This is a genomic window from Streptococcus mitis SK564, assembly GCF_000148525.1.
GTDB lineage: Bacteria > Bacillota > Bacilli > Lactobacillales > Streptococcaceae > Streptococcus > Streptococcus mitis_H.
Window position 1 is genome coordinate 16,136 of sequence record NZ_AEDU01000025.1, and the last position, 15,401, is coordinate 31,536.

General features: G+C 40.8%; 14 protein-coding genes. 4 read left to right on the forward strand and 10 right to left on the reverse strand.

Annotation, left to right across the window (positions count from 1 at the left end):
- Positions 1-59 precede the first annotated feature (59 nt).
- The 6 genes from SMSK564_RS13900 to SMSK564_RS10660 all read right to left on the reverse strand — a co-directional run bounded on the left by SMSK564_RS13900 (position 60) and on the right by SMSK564_RS10660 (position 7,159).
- Positions 60-125, reverse strand: a complete 66-nt coding sequence (locus SMSK564_RS13900) for a KxxxW-cyclized peptide pheromone (protein WP_261022939.1) — start codon at positions 123-125, stop codon at positions 60-62.
- Between the two features lie 82 nt (positions 126-207).
- On the reverse strand, positions 208-1,068 hold the full coding sequence (locus tag SMSK564_RS10640) for a helix-turn-helix domain-containing protein (RefSeq protein WP_000713267.1): 861 nt from the start codon (positions 1,066-1,068) through the stop codon (positions 208-210).
- Positions 1,069-1,421: 353 nt separating this feature from the next.
- Positions 1,422-2,126: an MIP/aquaporin family protein gene (locus SMSK564_RS10645; protein WP_000980820.1), complete on the reverse strand. Its 705-nt coding sequence runs from the start codon at positions 2,124-2,126 to the stop codon at positions 1,422-1,424.
- A gap of 69 nt (positions 2,127-2,195) precedes the next feature.
- Positions 2,196-4,022 (reverse strand): type 1 glycerol-3-phosphate oxidase, encoded by a 1,827-nt coding sequence (glpO, locus tag SMSK564_RS10650; protein WP_000395964.1) that lies wholly within the window; start codon positions 4,020-4,022, stop codon positions 2,196-2,198.
- 41 nt (positions 4,023-4,063) lie between these two features.
- Positions 4,064-5,572, reverse strand: coding sequence for a glycerol kinase GlpK (gene glpK, locus SMSK564_RS10655; protein ID WP_000076788.1), 1,509 nt, complete (start codon positions 5,570-5,572; stop codon positions 4,064-4,066).
- 159 nt (positions 5,573-5,731) lie between these two features.
- Positions 5,732-7,159 (reverse strand): AcpB/EbpR/MafR family transcriptional regulator, encoded by a 1,428-nt coding sequence (locus SMSK564_RS10660; protein ID WP_029690326.1) that lies wholly within the window; start codon positions 7,157-7,159, stop codon positions 5,732-5,734.
- A gap of 164 nt (positions 7,160-7,323) precedes the next feature.
- Between SMSK564_RS10660 and hslO the strand changes: the two genes are divergently transcribed.
- Genes hslO through SMSK564_RS10675 form a run of 3 tightly spaced genes read left to right on the forward strand, consistent with a single transcriptional unit; the run spans position 7,324 to position 9,716 of the window.
- Positions 7,324-8,196, forward strand: a complete 873-nt coding sequence (hslO, locus tag SMSK564_RS10665; RefSeq protein ID WP_004237025.1) for an Hsp33 family molecular chaperone HslO — start codon at positions 7,324-7,326, stop codon at positions 8,194-8,196.
- Positions 8,183-9,163 carry a tRNA dihydrouridine synthase DusB gene (gene dusB, locus SMSK564_RS10670; protein WP_000183308.1) on the forward strand — a complete coding sequence of 327 codons (981 nt, stop codon included), beginning with the start codon at positions 8,183-8,185 and terminating at the stop codon, positions 9,161-9,163. The genes hslO and dusB overlap by 14 nt, the downstream gene beginning before the upstream one ends.
- Before the next feature lies 1 nt (position 9,164).
- Complete coding sequence (locus SMSK564_RS10675; protein ID WP_000233717.1) at positions 9,165-9,716, forward strand: cysteine hydrolase family protein; 552 nt, start codon at positions 9,165-9,167, stop codon at positions 9,714-9,716.
- A 70-nt stretch (positions 9,717-9,786) separates the two neighbouring features.
- On the opposite strand, the gene SMSK564_RS10680 is transcribed toward SMSK564_RS10675, so the two are convergent.
- On the reverse strand, positions 9,787-10,485 hold the full coding sequence (locus SMSK564_RS10680; protein WP_000730892.1) for a hypothetical protein: 699 nt from the start codon (positions 10,483-10,485) through the stop codon (positions 9,787-9,789).
- Positions 10,486-10,762: 277 nt separating this feature from the next.
- Here SMSK564_RS10680 and SMSK564_RS10685 point away from each other — a divergent pair, with 277 nt between their 5' ends.
- Positions 10,763-10,993 carry a hypothetical protein gene (locus SMSK564_RS10685; RefSeq protein WP_000933120.1) on the forward strand — a complete coding sequence of 77 codons (231 nt, stop codon included), beginning with the start codon at positions 10,763-10,765 and terminating at the stop codon, positions 10,991-10,993.
- A 72-nt stretch (positions 10,994-11,065) separates the two neighbouring features.
- Here SMSK564_RS10685 and SMSK564_RS10690 read toward each other — a convergent pair whose 3' ends face one another.
- The 3 genes from SMSK564_RS10690 to SMSK564_RS10700 form a co-directional block, all read right to left on the reverse strand.
- On the reverse strand, positions 11,066-13,498 hold the full coding sequence (locus tag SMSK564_RS10690; protein WP_001109732.1) for an ATP-dependent Clp protease ATP-binding subunit: 2,433 nt from the start codon (positions 13,496-13,498) through the stop codon (positions 11,066-11,068).
- 1 nt (position 13,499) lies between these two features.
- Positions 13,500-13,958 carry a CtsR family transcriptional regulator gene (locus tag SMSK564_RS10695; RefSeq protein ID WP_001211259.1) on the reverse strand — a complete coding sequence of 153 codons (459 nt, stop codon included), beginning with the start codon at positions 13,956-13,958 and terminating at the stop codon, positions 13,500-13,502.
- Between the two features lie 990 nt (positions 13,959-14,948).
- Positions 14,949-15,359 carry a DUF722 domain-containing protein gene (locus SMSK564_RS10700; RefSeq protein ID WP_000273147.1) on the reverse strand — a complete coding sequence of 137 codons (411 nt, stop codon included), beginning with the start codon at positions 15,357-15,359 and terminating at the stop codon, positions 14,949-14,951.
- Between the last annotated feature and the right edge of the window lie 42 nt (positions 15,360-15,401).

Genomic DNA, 15,401 nt, shown 5'->3' on the forward strand with positions numbered 1-15,401 from the left:
TTTCTAAAAAAGCAGAGGAAAATATAGCCTCTGCTTAACTTATGGGATAAATTACTTTATCACTTCCAGCCGTCACCTTTTGCTATTGAACTAGACTCAAGGACTTTTTCAAGCTCTTTAGACATATTTGGTACTCCTTTCGAATATGATACTGTAATTATATTCCTTTTCAACACTTACAATAAAATATTCCCATATTTGCATTTTCTAACTACTAGCTAAAATTTTTTCTAAATGTCTTTCATAAATCTTTGCTAAGTGGTTACTTCCCGCTAATTTCATTGCTCCAATACACTTCCGCATTTCAATAATTGCTTTCACATTTCCATCCTCTTTATATTGATAAAGGTTTTGTGCATACTTAAAGACTAAACGTTCATATACTTCTGTCTCGGTGAAAAAGCATTGATTCAGTTGCTTTTCAAAATACAAAGCATCAAGAAATTTTCCTCTTTCAATACATGTAATATATCCGTTTAATAGCATAGATGAAATCAATCGTCTATTATTAGGAATTTCTTTATAAAAATCAGAACGTCTAGACATCTCTCTAGCCAAAACCATGAAGACATCGTGTTTTAGGACATCTAAAGTATTTGAAAAAATCAATAATTCATAGTATCCCCAATATTCAACACTAAAAAGATAGTCAGTTAAATAAGATAAATCATCACTAGAATAGTAAGCTTCTCCCGATAAATCTTGTAGACGAATTTTTAATAAAATAATGTTAAGCTTATGAAATTTCTCTTGTTTAGAATCTGACTCTATCTGAAAATAAAGTAGTTTTTTCAACCCATCAACATCATGATTTGATACAAAATGCCTAACCTTTGATAAGAGTTCGTTCAGTTCATCACGATGAAAATCATGAACAGCATACATAAATTCATCAATAGGCATGTTAATTTCATCCAAAATAGCCATAAATTTTGAAATGGTTAAATCAGTCTCTCCCTTTTCAAAACGTGAGAGCTGTGATGTTGATATACCAGCTTTTTCGACATCTTTTAAGCGAAACCCTCTAGATTCTCGAAACTTTTTAAAAATTTCTCCAAATTTTTTCATAATATCTCTCCAACAAGCATATATGGGAACAGTTTTTGATTTTTAATATTTTAGCATAAAATAGAAGAAAATAAAAGTGAGGTATTTCACATGAAAAAGCAAAAACTATTGTCTTTATTCTTCCTACTTTTTGAAGGAATTATTATTATCGTTGTTGGCTAGTACTAAGAAATTAGTTACTAAAATACTTATATCTTCAATCGAAAAAAGTGATTGGAGAAAAAGTCTTAAAAATCAGAAAAACGCATAATATCAGGTGTTGAAAAACTTGATACTATGCGTTTTATTGTGAAAAGATTTACTTCATTGTTTCCTGAAATTGAGCTTTTACCTAAGCTCTTATCAAATCTAGATTAGAAAAGCGAGAATACAAGCACGGCCAAGGCTGCACCAATAACAGGTCCCACAACAGGAATCCAGGCATAAGACCAGTCTCCGTCTCCCTTGTTTGGAATTGGTAAAATGCTGTGCATGATACGAGGTCCAAGGTCACGAGCTGGGTTCAAGGCATAACCTGTTGTCCCACCTAGTGATAGACCGATACCGACAATCAAAGTCCCTACTGCAAAGGTTCCGATACCTGCCTGAAAATCGTAAAGACCCAAAGCAAAGATTGTTAATACCAATACAAAAGTTCCAAGGATTTCACTGATCAAGTTTGATACAGTATCTTTGATGGCTGGTCCAGTACTGAAGGTGGCTAGGATATTGCCTGCTTTTTCTTCTGCCTCATAATGCGGTTTGAATTGCAACCAAACCAAAATCTGACCGAGCATAGCCCCTGCAAACTGAGCTAGGATGTAAGGGAAAACGGAAGCCCAAGGCAAACCACCTTTTAAGGCCACACCGATGGTCACAGCTGGGTTTAAATGAGCTGGACTGAGTTTTCCAGATACAAATACTGCAACCGCAACTGCAATCCCCCAACCCATAGTAATCACAATCCAACCTGAGCTGTTGCTCTTGGTTTTTGGAAGAACCACACCTGCAACAACACCATTTCCTAGAAGAATCAGGATTAAAGTCCCCAAAAATTCTCCAAATAATTCATTCATCATCTTTCTATCTCCATTAAAAAGAAGGGGCGGGCGGCAAGGAATGCTGCCCTCCACCTCTTTTATTTTTTCTTAATTTTTTAATTCTGCTAAATCGTTGTTAGCGAGAGCCGCTTCGACATCCGCACGGTAGCCTGCTTTTTCTTCTTCTGACCAATCATAGAATCGTCCCATTTCATCCAAAACTGGCTCAACGATGCTATCCAAGCTATCACGCATAAAGAGCATATGGTTGGTACGACGAAGAAGGAAATCAACTGGGCTCAGAGTCAACTCATTGCGCATTGCATAGTGAAGGGACAAGGTATCTGCCAAGCTGAGTCCTGGCGCTTGTTCCAAGCTGTGAGCAAGGGCAAAGACTTTCGGTGCATTTGAACCATAGAGATTTGCGAGATAGTGGGCTTCCTTACTATCCAATCCACGTGACACTCCAAGTTGCGCAAAGGCTTCGATTTCTGAGTCTACATTTGCTGGGTTCAATTCTCCACCTGAAACAGGGTAAGTCTTAGAGTTGATGAGTTTAAAACTACGGTCAAATTCTGCTTTGAGGATGTCAACCACGCGCTCCATAGCTCCTTCAGCCATCTTACGGTAGTCTGTGATTTTACCACCAGCAAGGGTCAAAAGGCCATTGTCATCACGGTCCAAGCTCGAACCACGTGAAACTGCAGATGGGTCCAAATGTTTCTCAGAGGTACTGCTTTCAAGCTTGCTGACAGCAGACTCAACATCTTCACGCGTTTTTTCTTTAGAGAGATAAGATTCAACAGTCGCAATCAAGTTGTTAAAGCTTTCATCACTGATAGTTCCGTTATTTCCTCCATTGTAGTCAGAAGCGCTATTGCCTGCGATCAATGGACGAAGACCTGCCCAGCTACTTTCAATGTCAGCAACAGTAATGTTTGCATCTGGGAAGCGGTTGTTGACAATGCCAAGTAGATAATCTACATCTTCCTGAGTCACTTTTGGATGTTCCAAATCACCTGTGTAGTCTGTATCTGTTGTACCAAAGTAGGTCTTATTTTCACGTGGAAGAACAAAGACCATACGACCGTCACCCAAACCTGTGTCAAAGTAAACTGGCTGTGAAACCTTGATCTTGCTTGAGTCCACTACCAAGTGAACTCCCTTAGTTGGACGCATTTGTGAGAATTGTGTTCCCTTATTAGACAAATTGCGCACCTTGTCGCTCCAAGGACCTGTTGTGTTAATCACCAGACGGGCCTTGATTTCAAAAACTTGGTCTGTCAACAAATCACGAGCTACAACACCTGTAATCTTACCACTTTCATCAAATAGGAAGCCTTCTGCCTTCACGTGGTTGGCAATGAGGGCACCGTCTTGGTTGGCACGTTTGATGTTTTCAATCACAAGACGGGCATCGTTGTTACGGAAGTCAAGGTAAACCCCACCTCCTATCAAACCTTCTTTCTTCAAGTTTGGCTGGCGTTCCAAGACTTCTTCCTTGCTCAAAACCTTGTTAGCAGCCGGTGTGTTGTTAACTCCTGCCAAAAGGTCATACAAGTCCATAGCTACTTTAAGACGGAAGAGGCTAAAAGTAGCTCCATCTTCATCGTAAACTGGCAAGAGCATTGGGTCTGGTTTTGGAATGTGTGGAGCGATTTGTTGAACTACAGCACGTTCAGAAACCGTATCTGATACTACTTCTACGTCGAATTGTTTGAGGTAACGAAGACCGCCGTGGACCAATTTTGTTGAACGGCTGGATGTTCCTTCTGCAAAGTCTTGCATTTCAATCAAACCAGTATCTAGACCACTAGCTGCTGCCTGTAAAGCTACACCAGCCCCTGTGATCCCTCCACCGATAATCAAGAGGTCCAAGGTACGTTCCTGCATTTTTTGAATTGATAATTCACGTGTTTTCTTTGAAAATTCCATATTTACACACTTTCTAACTGAGTCGCTTTATTCTTCCAGTATTAGTCGTCTACTTCCGCAAAGACTTGGGTTGCTTTCACAGCTTTCTTCCAGCCCTTGTAGAGTTGTTCCTTGCGAGATTCGTTCATAGATGGCTCAAAGAGTTCTCCTGTCTCGTTCAAGAGTTTCAACTCATCCAAGTCTTTCCAATAGCCCACTGACAAACCTGCTAGGAAGGCTGCCCCTAGAGCTGTTGTTTCCAAGTTTTTGGCGCGTGCGATATCGATTCCCAAAATGTCAGCTTGGAACTGCATGAGGAAATTGTTCATAGCTGCACCACCGTCCACTTTCAAGACTTGGATAGCTGTCTGAGCATCCACTTGCATGGTGTCGATGATATCACGGACTTGATAAGCGATAGATTGAAGAGTTGCCTTGATAAAGTCTTCTTTACTTGTTCCACGAGTTAAGCCAAAGACAGAACCGCGAGCGTTTTGGTTCCAGTATGGAGCACCTAGACCTGTAAAGGCTGGAACGACATAAACTTCATCATTGTTGTGAGAATCACGAGCATATTTTTCAGATTCTGGTGAATTTTCAACCATGCGAAGACCGTCACGAAGCCACTGAATGGCACTTCCTGCGATGAAGATTGAACCTTCCAAGGCATAGTAAACCTTGCCATTGATTCCGTAACCAATGGTTGTCAAGAGGTTATTTTCAGACAACTGCATTTCTTCACCAGTATTCATGATGATGAAAGAACCTGTTCCATAAGTATTTTTAACCATACCAGGTTCAAAGGCCAACTGTCCAAAGAGGGCTGCCTGTTGGTCCCCAGCCATACCTGAGATTGGCACTTGTCCACCATAGAAATGGAATGGCGCTGTCTTACCGTAAATTTCAGAGTTAGAACGAACTTCTGGCAACATAGCCTTAGGAATGTTGAGGATTTCCAAAATCTCATCATCCCATTTGAGTTCTTTAATGTTATAAAGCATGGTACGAGCTGCATTTGAGTAGTCAGTCACGTGAGCCGCACCGTCAGTCAATTTCCAAACCAACCAAGTATCGATGGTACCAAAGAGCAATTCACCCTTTTCTGCTCGCTCTTGAGCGCCTTCTACATGATCCAAAATCCAACGAACCTTAGTCGCTGAAAAGTAAGCATCGATGATCAAACCAGTCTTTTCATGGAATTTTTCCACATAACCTTGACTTTTTAGTTGTTCAGCCAAAGGAGCTGTTTGACGTGACTGCCAAACGATAGCATTGTAGATAGGAAGCCCTGTTTTCTTATCCCAAACGACCGTTGTTTCACGTTGGTTGGTAATCCCGATTGCCTCGATTTGATTTGGCTTGACACCACTTTCGATGAAAGCACCCGCAATAACTGACTGAACAGAGTTCCAAATTTCATTGGCATTGTGCTCAACCCAACCTGCCTGAGGGAAAATCTGAGTAAACTCTTTTTGGCTCGAGCTGACCTTTTCTCCTTTTTTATTAAAAATAATGGCACGAGAACTTGTTGTTCCCTGGTCAATAGCCATGATGTATTTTTCTTGTGACATGTGCTGTCCTCCTGATAAAGATCTTGAGGATGTTTCCTCTTTACACTTACTAGTATATAAAATAAAGCGCTTTCTTGTTCATCAACTTTTTTTAATTTTTAAAAAAATGTGAGGAGATTGTGTGAATTTCACAAAAAAGACCTGGAACAACCAAGCCTTTTAAGTGAATAATAACTGACGAATCCCTGCCAAATCTTCCAAATCCAAGTCGTTTTTTAAATAATAAACTGGGGTCTGTTCCTTCTTATGAATCGGGTTATTGGTAACCAGCAAATCATAATGCCGAGTACAATCATAGGCTTCAATGGTAATAAAACGATTGTATTCCAAATACCGTTTCAAAATGGCTGCCATCCTTGAAAAGACAAGAAAACCAGATGTCAAATCCAGACCAATACGCATATGCTGGCCACCATTTTCAGCCATATACTCTATCAACTGGAGCCATTCCCAGAAAATTTTCTTATCTAAGTCTGTCCCCTGATGAAAAGCAGGTAGAGCATGAAAAATCTCCTCTGCCGTCCCCCTAAAATCATGTTCCATCAGCAAATAAGGATGACGATTCTCTAACTGGTACTTATAGCGGTCCTGTAAAATATAGCCCTTATAGAGATAGACTTGAGCACAAAGCTGACTGAGTTCATAGGTAACGTGATCCTCTGTATAATCCCCCAGCAACTCCTCCTTCTTCATTTCTTGAATCAATTGCGTCAGCAAATCTACCAACTGCCCTCCAAATCCAAGAATATACTCCATAGTATGAAGAGGAAGAACGCGATGAGATAGGAGGAAAGAGAAGAATATCATCATCTCCCCATCCTCAGTTCCTAGAGGAAGGTGTTGCCCAGCAAAAAAGGACGGAGCCTTTTTCAGCAAACGAAGGTAGAAAATATTGTCAAAATACCCTCGCATTTTTTCTTCTATGACTTGAAACTGACAAGCATTGACCCGGAGACGTTGTTGACTGATATGAGCCCAGAGAACCAAGTCTAACTTCTGCCCCGAAGACAAACTCGCACCGCAGATTTCTTCTAGAGTAGCAATATCCTGCTTTCTCTCCGCTTTCTGCATATGACTTTCCCACTCCTGACTGGACCAGACCTTGCGGAAAAGACAGAAATAGAAATAGCGAATCTGATGCTCTGGACCTCGCCAACGTCCATTTTGGATGGATAAGTCAAATTCTGACAAAATCTGATTTAGACTAGCTAAGTGGCGACCAAGCGTAGCCTCACTAATCATCAATTCTTGAGCCAGCTGATGGGCTAAAAACTGTTGGTGGTAGAGAAGATAAACCAAAATCTGGTATTTAACAGCATTCTCCAAAAATAAGCTCCGGATATCTCTCCCCTTGGTAGCTGCACCGATTGACAGACGCAGATTTTCATCTTCTAAGTGAATAGTCAGCTCTAAGCCACTATCCAAAGCCTTGTCATTGAGCAGGGTGACATATTTGGTTAGGGTTGCTTTTGAAAATCCTGTTTCCTCCATTACAGCCTTGACGGTCGTCTGAGACTCTTGTAATAGAAAGGAAAGAATTGAAAATTGGCCAGATTCAGCCTTTTCCATCAAGTCTCCTAAATACATTTGTTACCCCTTTCATTTTCTACCTTAAGCATAGCATAAATCTTACAAATGCTGAAATAATCTGTTTCTCTTTTTATTTTCATGCTGATTTCCTGGTCCATTATCCTAAAAATCAGCAAACACACGGCTCCCCCTTTGGGCATTTTTATGCTAAAATAGTAGCTATGGATAAAATTATTAAAACTATATCAGAAAGCGGAGCCTTTCGTGCTTTTGTCCTTGATAGCACAGAAACCGTCCGCACTGCTCAAGAAAAACACCAAACCCAAGCTAGCTCAACTGTAGCGCTTGGTCGAACTCTTATCGCTAGCCAGATTCTCGCAGCCAATGAAAAAGGAAATACTAGACTAACAGTTAAGGTGCTGGGATCTAGCTCTCTAGGTGCTATTATCACCGTCGCTGACACCAAGGGGAACGTTAAAGGCTATGTTCAAAATCCTGGTGTTGACATCAAAAAGACTGCAACTGGTGAAGTTCTAGTCGGACCTTTTGTTGGAAATGGTCAATTCCTCGTTATCACAGACTATGGTACTGGAAATCCTTACAACTCTATGACTCCTCTCATCTCTGGAGAAATTGGTGAAGACCTTGCCTTTTATCTGACTGAAAGCCAACAAACGCCTTCTGCAGTCGGTCTCAATGTCCTTTTGGACGAGGAAGACAAGGTTAAGGTTGCAGGTGGTTTCCTAGTTCAAGTCTTGCCGGGAGCCAAGGAAGAAGAGATTGCTCGCTTTGAAAAACGCATCCAAGAAATGCCAGCTATCTCAACCCTTCTGGAAAGCGACGACCATATCGAAGCCCTCCTAAAGGCTATCTACGGTGACGAGGCCTACAAGCGTCTTTCTGAAGAAGAAATCCGTTTCCAATGTGACTGTAGCCATGAACGCTTTATGAACGCTCTTGCCAGCCTTCCAAGCTCAGACTTACAAGAAATGAAAGAGGAAGACCACGGGGCAGAAATCACTTGTCAATTCTGCCAAACTACTTACAACTTTGATGAAAACGACCTGGAGGAACTCATTCGTGACAAATCTTAATACACCTTTTATGATTGGCAATGTTGAGATTCCCAATCGTACTGTTTTAGCACCTATGGCTGGTGTCACCAACTCAGCCTTTCGTACTATCGCAAAAGAGCTTGGAGCTGGACTCGTTGTCATGGAAATGGTCTCTGACAAGGGAATCCAATACAACAACGAAAAAACCCTGCACATGCTTCATATCGACGAAGGCGAAAACCCTGTCTCTATCCAACTTTTTGGTAGTGATGAAGACAGCCTAGCACGCGCAGCAGAATTCATCCAAGAAAACACCAAAACCGATATCGTGGATATCAACATGGGCTGCCCAGTTAATAAAATCGTGAAGAACGAAGCTGGCGCTATGTGGCTCAAGGATCCAGATAAGATTTACTCTATCATCAACAAGGTCCAGTCTGTCCTTGATATTCCACTTACTGTCAAGATGCGTACCGGCTGGGCCGACCCATCTCTGGCAGTTGAAAATGCCCTCGCTGCTGAAGCTGCAGGTGTTTCTGCTCTTGCTATGCATGGCCGTACCCGTGAGCAAATGTATACAGGTCACGCAGACCTTGAGACCCTTCACAAGGTCGCTCAAGCTCTGACCAAGATTCCATTTATCGCTAACGGTGACATCCGTACTGTTCAAGAAGCCAAACAACGTATCGAAGAAGTCGGTGCTGACGCAGTCATGATTGGCCGCGCTGCCATGGGAAATCCCTACCTCTTCAACCAAATCAACCATTACTTTGAAACAGGAGAAATCCTACCTGATTTGACCTTTGAAGACAAGATGAAAATCGCCTACGAACACTTGAAACGTTTGATTAACCTCAAAGGGGAAAACGTAGCAGTTCGTGAATTCCGTGGCCTCGCTCCTCACTACCTCCGTGGAACATCTGGCGCTGCCAAACTCCGTGGAGCCATTTCACAAGCTAGCACCCTAGCAGAGATCGAAGCCCTCTTGCAATTGGATAAGGCTTAAAATGGTTCATACTGCTCTACTGGTTATCGATATGCAAAAAGCATTTAATAGCCCTATCTGGGGAGAACGAAATAACCCTCAAGCTGAATATCAAGCATTGAGGGTACTGGCATACTTTCGTAAACACGCTCTTCCAGTCTTACATGTTCAACACATATCTAACAATCCCCAGTCGCAATTTCATAACAAACAAAATCAGGTGTTTAAAAGTGGATTTGAGCCAGTTACTGCAGAACCTGTCTTTCAAAAAATGGTTAATAGCGCCTTTATTGGAACAAATCTTGAAACATATTTACGAAAAAAACAGATTTGTCGTATAGTCGTTGTTGGTTTGACCCTGCCCCATTGTGTATCTACTACGACACGAATGGCAGCAAATCTTGGTTTTGAAGTCACTTTACTAGCAGATGCTACTGCCAGTTTTACCCTATCTAACAAAAACGGTCAAGTCATCTCTCCTGAGACTATCCATGAGATTAATCTCCTTTCTCTACAAGATGAGTTTGCTCAAATTCTTACTACAGAAGAATTTTTAACCCAAGTACAAGTATAAAATAATCCGTCAACTCTTATTTGAGCTGACGGATTTTCTTTGATTGTAAAAATTCAAATACTGAGGGTTATTATTGACTCAAAGCAACACTGGAAACCTTACCATCTGCTCCTGTTGTAATCTGGATGACTCTCCCTCCACCGATTTTGGCATTATACTTGCCACCATCAAGAGTATAAGAGTAGCCTCTGATAGAGTAATTTTCTTTCTTTCCATCAGCAGATTCTACTGTAAATTGACCACCTGATGAAACTGTTATGGTTTCTCCATTTGCTCCCTTCCAGTTGCCAGCTGCTGCTGAGAAATCACCGTCTACCATGGCTAAAACACCCTTGTAGCGTTTATTTTGCTCTGCTTGCTTGTCTTGAAGTTTGCGGTCAGTTGTAGGATCATAGCTTGATTGGTTAGACTGGGCTTGAGAAGCCTGTTGAGTTGAAGGAGCCTGAGCAGGAGTTTGTTGACTAGCTGCCTGTTGATTAGCCACTTCTTGACCTTGTCTTTGCTCTGGTGCAGGTGTTGCTGGTGATGATGTTGTAGTTGCTGCAGACTGGTCAGTAGACGCCTTGACCTTTTCAGATGAAACTGAACTTGAGGACTTCTGAGTCTTGCTTTCTTTGCTAGCAGAAGCTGCTTTAGAACTTGATGATTGGCTTGTCTTAGCAGAACTGCTTGCTTGAGTTGTTTCCTTTTTATTTCCACAAGCTCCCAATAGCAAGGTAGAAGCCAATACAGTTGCTGCCATCAATTTGATATAGGTTTTCTTTTTCATTTTTCTACTCCTTTGTAATGTTTTAGAAATATAAAGAAATCTTTTTGTAATATAATTGTAACATTGCGTTTTAAACATGTCAACAATTTATCTAAACTATTTTAAAAATCTTAAATACTTTAGATACATTTACTCCTCCTACTCTTCTATTCGTAATAAAATAGAAAAACAGGAGATTTTCCTGTTAAAAATTTGAATTTGTTTTGTGTAATCGCTTAAAACTTTAAGTACAAAGGAATATAATAACATTGAAATAGAATATAGGAGGTGCATTCTTATGCTAAATAAGTATTATAAGTATCTTCCTTGGTTATTTTTAGTAGCGATTGGCTCTTATAAATCCGCAACTCACTATGGCAAAACTTCATTTGATGTCTTCTATATGACTACAATCTTTTTGATTGTCTGTATCGCCTTGTTATTTTTACATGAGAACTATCTCAAGTATCGATACAAAGCCTTCTTTTCTCACATGTTGAGCAATCCTAAAAAAGATAGGCACACCTGAAAGAAATCGCAACAGAAAAACCATCTCATGATGGTACATAAAGAGGTCGGGAACTTTGTCCCGACCTCGTTTTTATGCAATATCAAATTTTAACTGGCCTGCTTTAACACCAATCTTAAGTGTGCTGCCTGCCTCTAATTCTCCCTTGAGAAGAAGCTCTGCCAACTTGTCTTCCACTTCTGTTTGCAATGTTCTGCGAAGTGGACGGGCTCCCATCTCTGGGTCATATCCTTGATTTGCCAACAATTTCAGTGCGGAAGCTTGTAATTTCAAGTCAATGCCTTTTTCAGCCAAACTTGCCACTAAAGGTTTAACCATAATCTTCACCACTTCCTGCATATGGTCGCTAGACAGGCTATGGAAGACCACCTTTTCATCAATACGGTTAATAAACTCAGGTCTATAAGCCTTTTTCAGCTCTTCGAACATGCGTTTTTCCATATTCTCCTGGTCAAAACGAATGTCCTTTGCTCCAAAACCGACGGTTTTATCATCACGAAGGGCTGTCGCACCAAGGTTTGACGTCATGATGATAATGGTATTTGAAAAGTCAACCTTGCGTCCCTTGCTATCTGTCAAGACACCGTCATCCAAGACCTGCAAGAGAACATTAAAGATGTCTGGATGGGCCTTCTCTACCTCGTCAAAGAGGAGAACGGAGTATGGTTTGTTGCGAACCTTCTCAGTCAACTCCCCACCTTCTTCATACCCCACATAGCCTGGAGGAGCTCCGTTGAGACGACTGGCTGCGAATTTCTCCATATACTCACTCATATCAAAGCGGATAAGGGCTGATTCGTCGTCAAAAAGAACTTCTGCCAGAGCCTTGGCCAATTCAGTCTTCCCGACACCTGTCGGTCCTAGGAACATAAAGGAACCAATCGGACGCTTATGACTGCGAATTCCTGACTGATTGCGGCGAATGGCACGGCTAACGCTTGAAACTGCTTGATCTTGACCGATGACACGTTTATGGAGTTCTGCTTCAAGATTTAGATACTTCTTAGCGTCCGTTTGGGTCAGTTTTTGAACTGGGATTCCTGACAAGCGACTCAAGGTGGTCAAAATATCAGACTCTGTCACCAAGTCTTTGTAGACTGGGACTTCCTCTTCTTTTGCGATTAGCTGGGCTGCCTGTTTCCACTTACCATCCATCAAGGCCTTGTCAGCTGGACTCAAACCTGAATCGTCTGTTTTTACATGCTTTGACTTATTTTGCACTGTTGCTGCTGCTTCATCCAAGAGATCGATAGCAGAGTCTGGTAAATGGCGACTGGTTAAGTAACGATGAGCCATCTTAACCGCTGTTTCAACCGCTTCATCTGTGATTTGCACCCGGTGATGTTTCTCATAAGTCGCCTTCAAGCCTTGCAAAATGGCCATACTGTCGGCCACACTTGGCTCTTCAATCGTCACTTTGGCGAAACGACGAGAAAGGGCCGCGTCTTTTTCAATGTGTTTTTGGTACTCTTCCTGAGTGGTGGCACCAACCGTTCTCAAAGTTCCACGCGCCAAGGCTGGTTTCAAGATATTGGCCGCATCCAGAGTTGAGTCAATTCCACTCCCAGAACCCATGATAGTATGGAGTTCATCGATAAAGAGGATGACTTGTCCATCTTCTTCAATATCCTTGATGATATTGTTCATGCGTTCTTCAAAGTCACCACGGAAGCGTGTCCCTGCAACGACATTCATCAAATCAAGCTCTAACACGCGCATCTTAGCCATTTCCGCAGGTACATCCCCACTAGCAATACGCTGAGCGAGCCCAAGCGCCAGAGCTGTTTTCCCGACACCAGCATCCCCAACCAAGACAGGATTATTCTTGGTTTTACGGCTCAAGATTTGAATCATACGCGAGATTTCCTTATCCCGACCGATGACTGGTTCTAACTTGCCAGAACGCGCTTGCTCTGTCAAATCATGCGTATAGTCCTCGAGACCACCACTCGGAGTCTGGGGCATGCCCATCATATTGGCCATAGAATTTTGCTTATCAGCTACTGTACGATGGCGTTGACGTAAAGCCTTGAGATCTTCACGAGTCCAGCCTGCTCGTTCTTCTAAATTTCGACGAAGGGCTGCAATCTTGACCTGATCTTTCTTGTCTTCATAAGAAAAACCAGCTCTCTCCAAGATACGAGTCGCCAAGGAATTTCCATCATGCAAAATCGCATAGAGGACATGCTCTGTCCCTAGCACCTTAGCATGGACCACTGACGCTACATACTCTGCTTCGTCAAAAAGGACCTGCAAACGATAGGAGAACGGCAATTCTGTAAAGGTTTCATCCTGGCTATAGTCCGTTTCAGTCAGTTCTAAAGCCACCTCTTCTAAACGGTCCATCTCATATGGATAATCATTTAAAGTCGCCCCTGCCACACTATAACTGTGATTGGACATGGCAATCAACAAGTGCCAAGACTCTAGATAACGAGCTCCAAAATGGCTAGCCACCATGTAGGCACTTTCGATACATTCATTCAATGCTTTTGAATAGTTCATCTTACTTCCCTTTTCTATCTACCTCTTGTATGACCTGTCGTAGCATGTTTGCACGAACAACTGGAGCTTCTTCTCCTAGAACGCGATCCAAAGCTACTGATACTAGCAAATTCATCTCCTGCTTGGTCATCAATTTCTGCTCAACCAAAAGCTGTAGAATATCCTCATAAATTTCTTGACTGACCCGCTCACCAATTGAGTAAAGCAGCTCCCTGATCATTTCATGATGACTAGAAAACTCAATCCGTCCTATACGAATGTAGCCTCCGCCACCACGCTTACTTTCAACCAAGTAGCCTCTACTTTCCGTAAAGCGTGTCTTGATCACGTAGTTAATCTGACTAGGAACAACCTGAAAGGTATCTGCCAACTGACTACGTTGCAACTCCACGATACCAGATTGATCTAAAATCGCCTTGATGTAGGCCTCAATATGATCCGATGTATTTTTAAATCTCATTACAAACCCACCTCTCTCTTTAAACCTTGACTATCTTTGACTATACTATCATTTAAGACTCTATAAGTCAAATTTTTAAGGCTCAACCATTGGAAATACTGACTTTTTTTAAAAAACACTTTGGCATTAATTCGCCTTAGTTTTTCTTGAAAGTTCCTAAAAAAGTCCACAAAAAAAGCCCTAAAAAGGGCGTAATATTGATGAGTTCAGCAGGCAAGAAACTAGCACGGTCAAACGTGCTTTTTTATTACCTGGTAATATTATAGCATATCTTCCACAGCATAGCCATAAGACACAAAGAAAAACCCTCAGATAATTTTCTGAGGGATAAACAGTAATGATTACTTGTCATTATCGTCACTGTCTATAATAGTTATCACTATAATAATTACTAAAAGAGCAAGCACGTACAAAGTCAGCAATATTAAGACTAACGATGTTGGTACTCCTATGCTGACGAGAAATATCATAAAAAATATTCCAACTATTGAAACTACTTTTAAAAAATTATAGACCATTTTTAAAACCTCTTAGAATAAAATTCACGTATTAAATACGTCTAACGAAGCTACCTTTATTATTAATCTAGTCAAAACTCTACAATTTAATTGATTATATGCAATACGTTTCTTAATTAGTAATATGATTTATTCTAAGCAATACGTTTTATTCTAGGCAATATGTTTTGTTTTAAGCAATATGTTTTATTATGAGTAGTTAAGAATTTTGTATTTATTAATAATAGCTTCATATGCATTATAAAACATTAAAAATTAGATGTCAATCTTTTTTATTTTCAGGGTTGCCAATTAAAATATATCCCTTGTAACAATTTATTTGAAGCTTTCTATAATTTTTCTTAAAAATAAGCCTTTCATCCTAAATCTATTAGTTTTTACCCCCTTTTTATTTGGAGGCCTCCGACTTGGAAAAAGTTCCCTTCACCGGTTCCCAAAGTATTCAAAAAAATTTTTTCAACGTGGGGGGGAGTCAATATCCTTTCAGTTCTATAAATCTTTTAGCAATTACTTTTCTTCGACTATTTATATAACGAGTAGTTTTATTTAGTTTCTCTGCCACGTCTTCCCAAGTCGCACCAGCTTCTAAATATCTCATTTTAAAAATGACTAAATCACTTTCAATTAAGTTTTCCATCAAGGTATCTACAACTAGTTTAAAGCCTTCTAAATATCTTAGTGTTTGATCTTCTTCAATTCTAATGATGGTTGCTTCAGTAGGACTATATACTGTCTTGCCTTTCCCACCAGTATAATCTTCAGTGCTATGTTTCTTATTATGTATCAGTTCCTGTCTTCTCAAATAAATTTTATTAGCAAGCGTTCTATATCGTCCTAACTCAATATCTATCCCGTCCAGGTCTCTGTTACTCAACTCGTACATAGGCAAGTACCTCCACTTAAATTTAAAAATTTTTTTATCTTT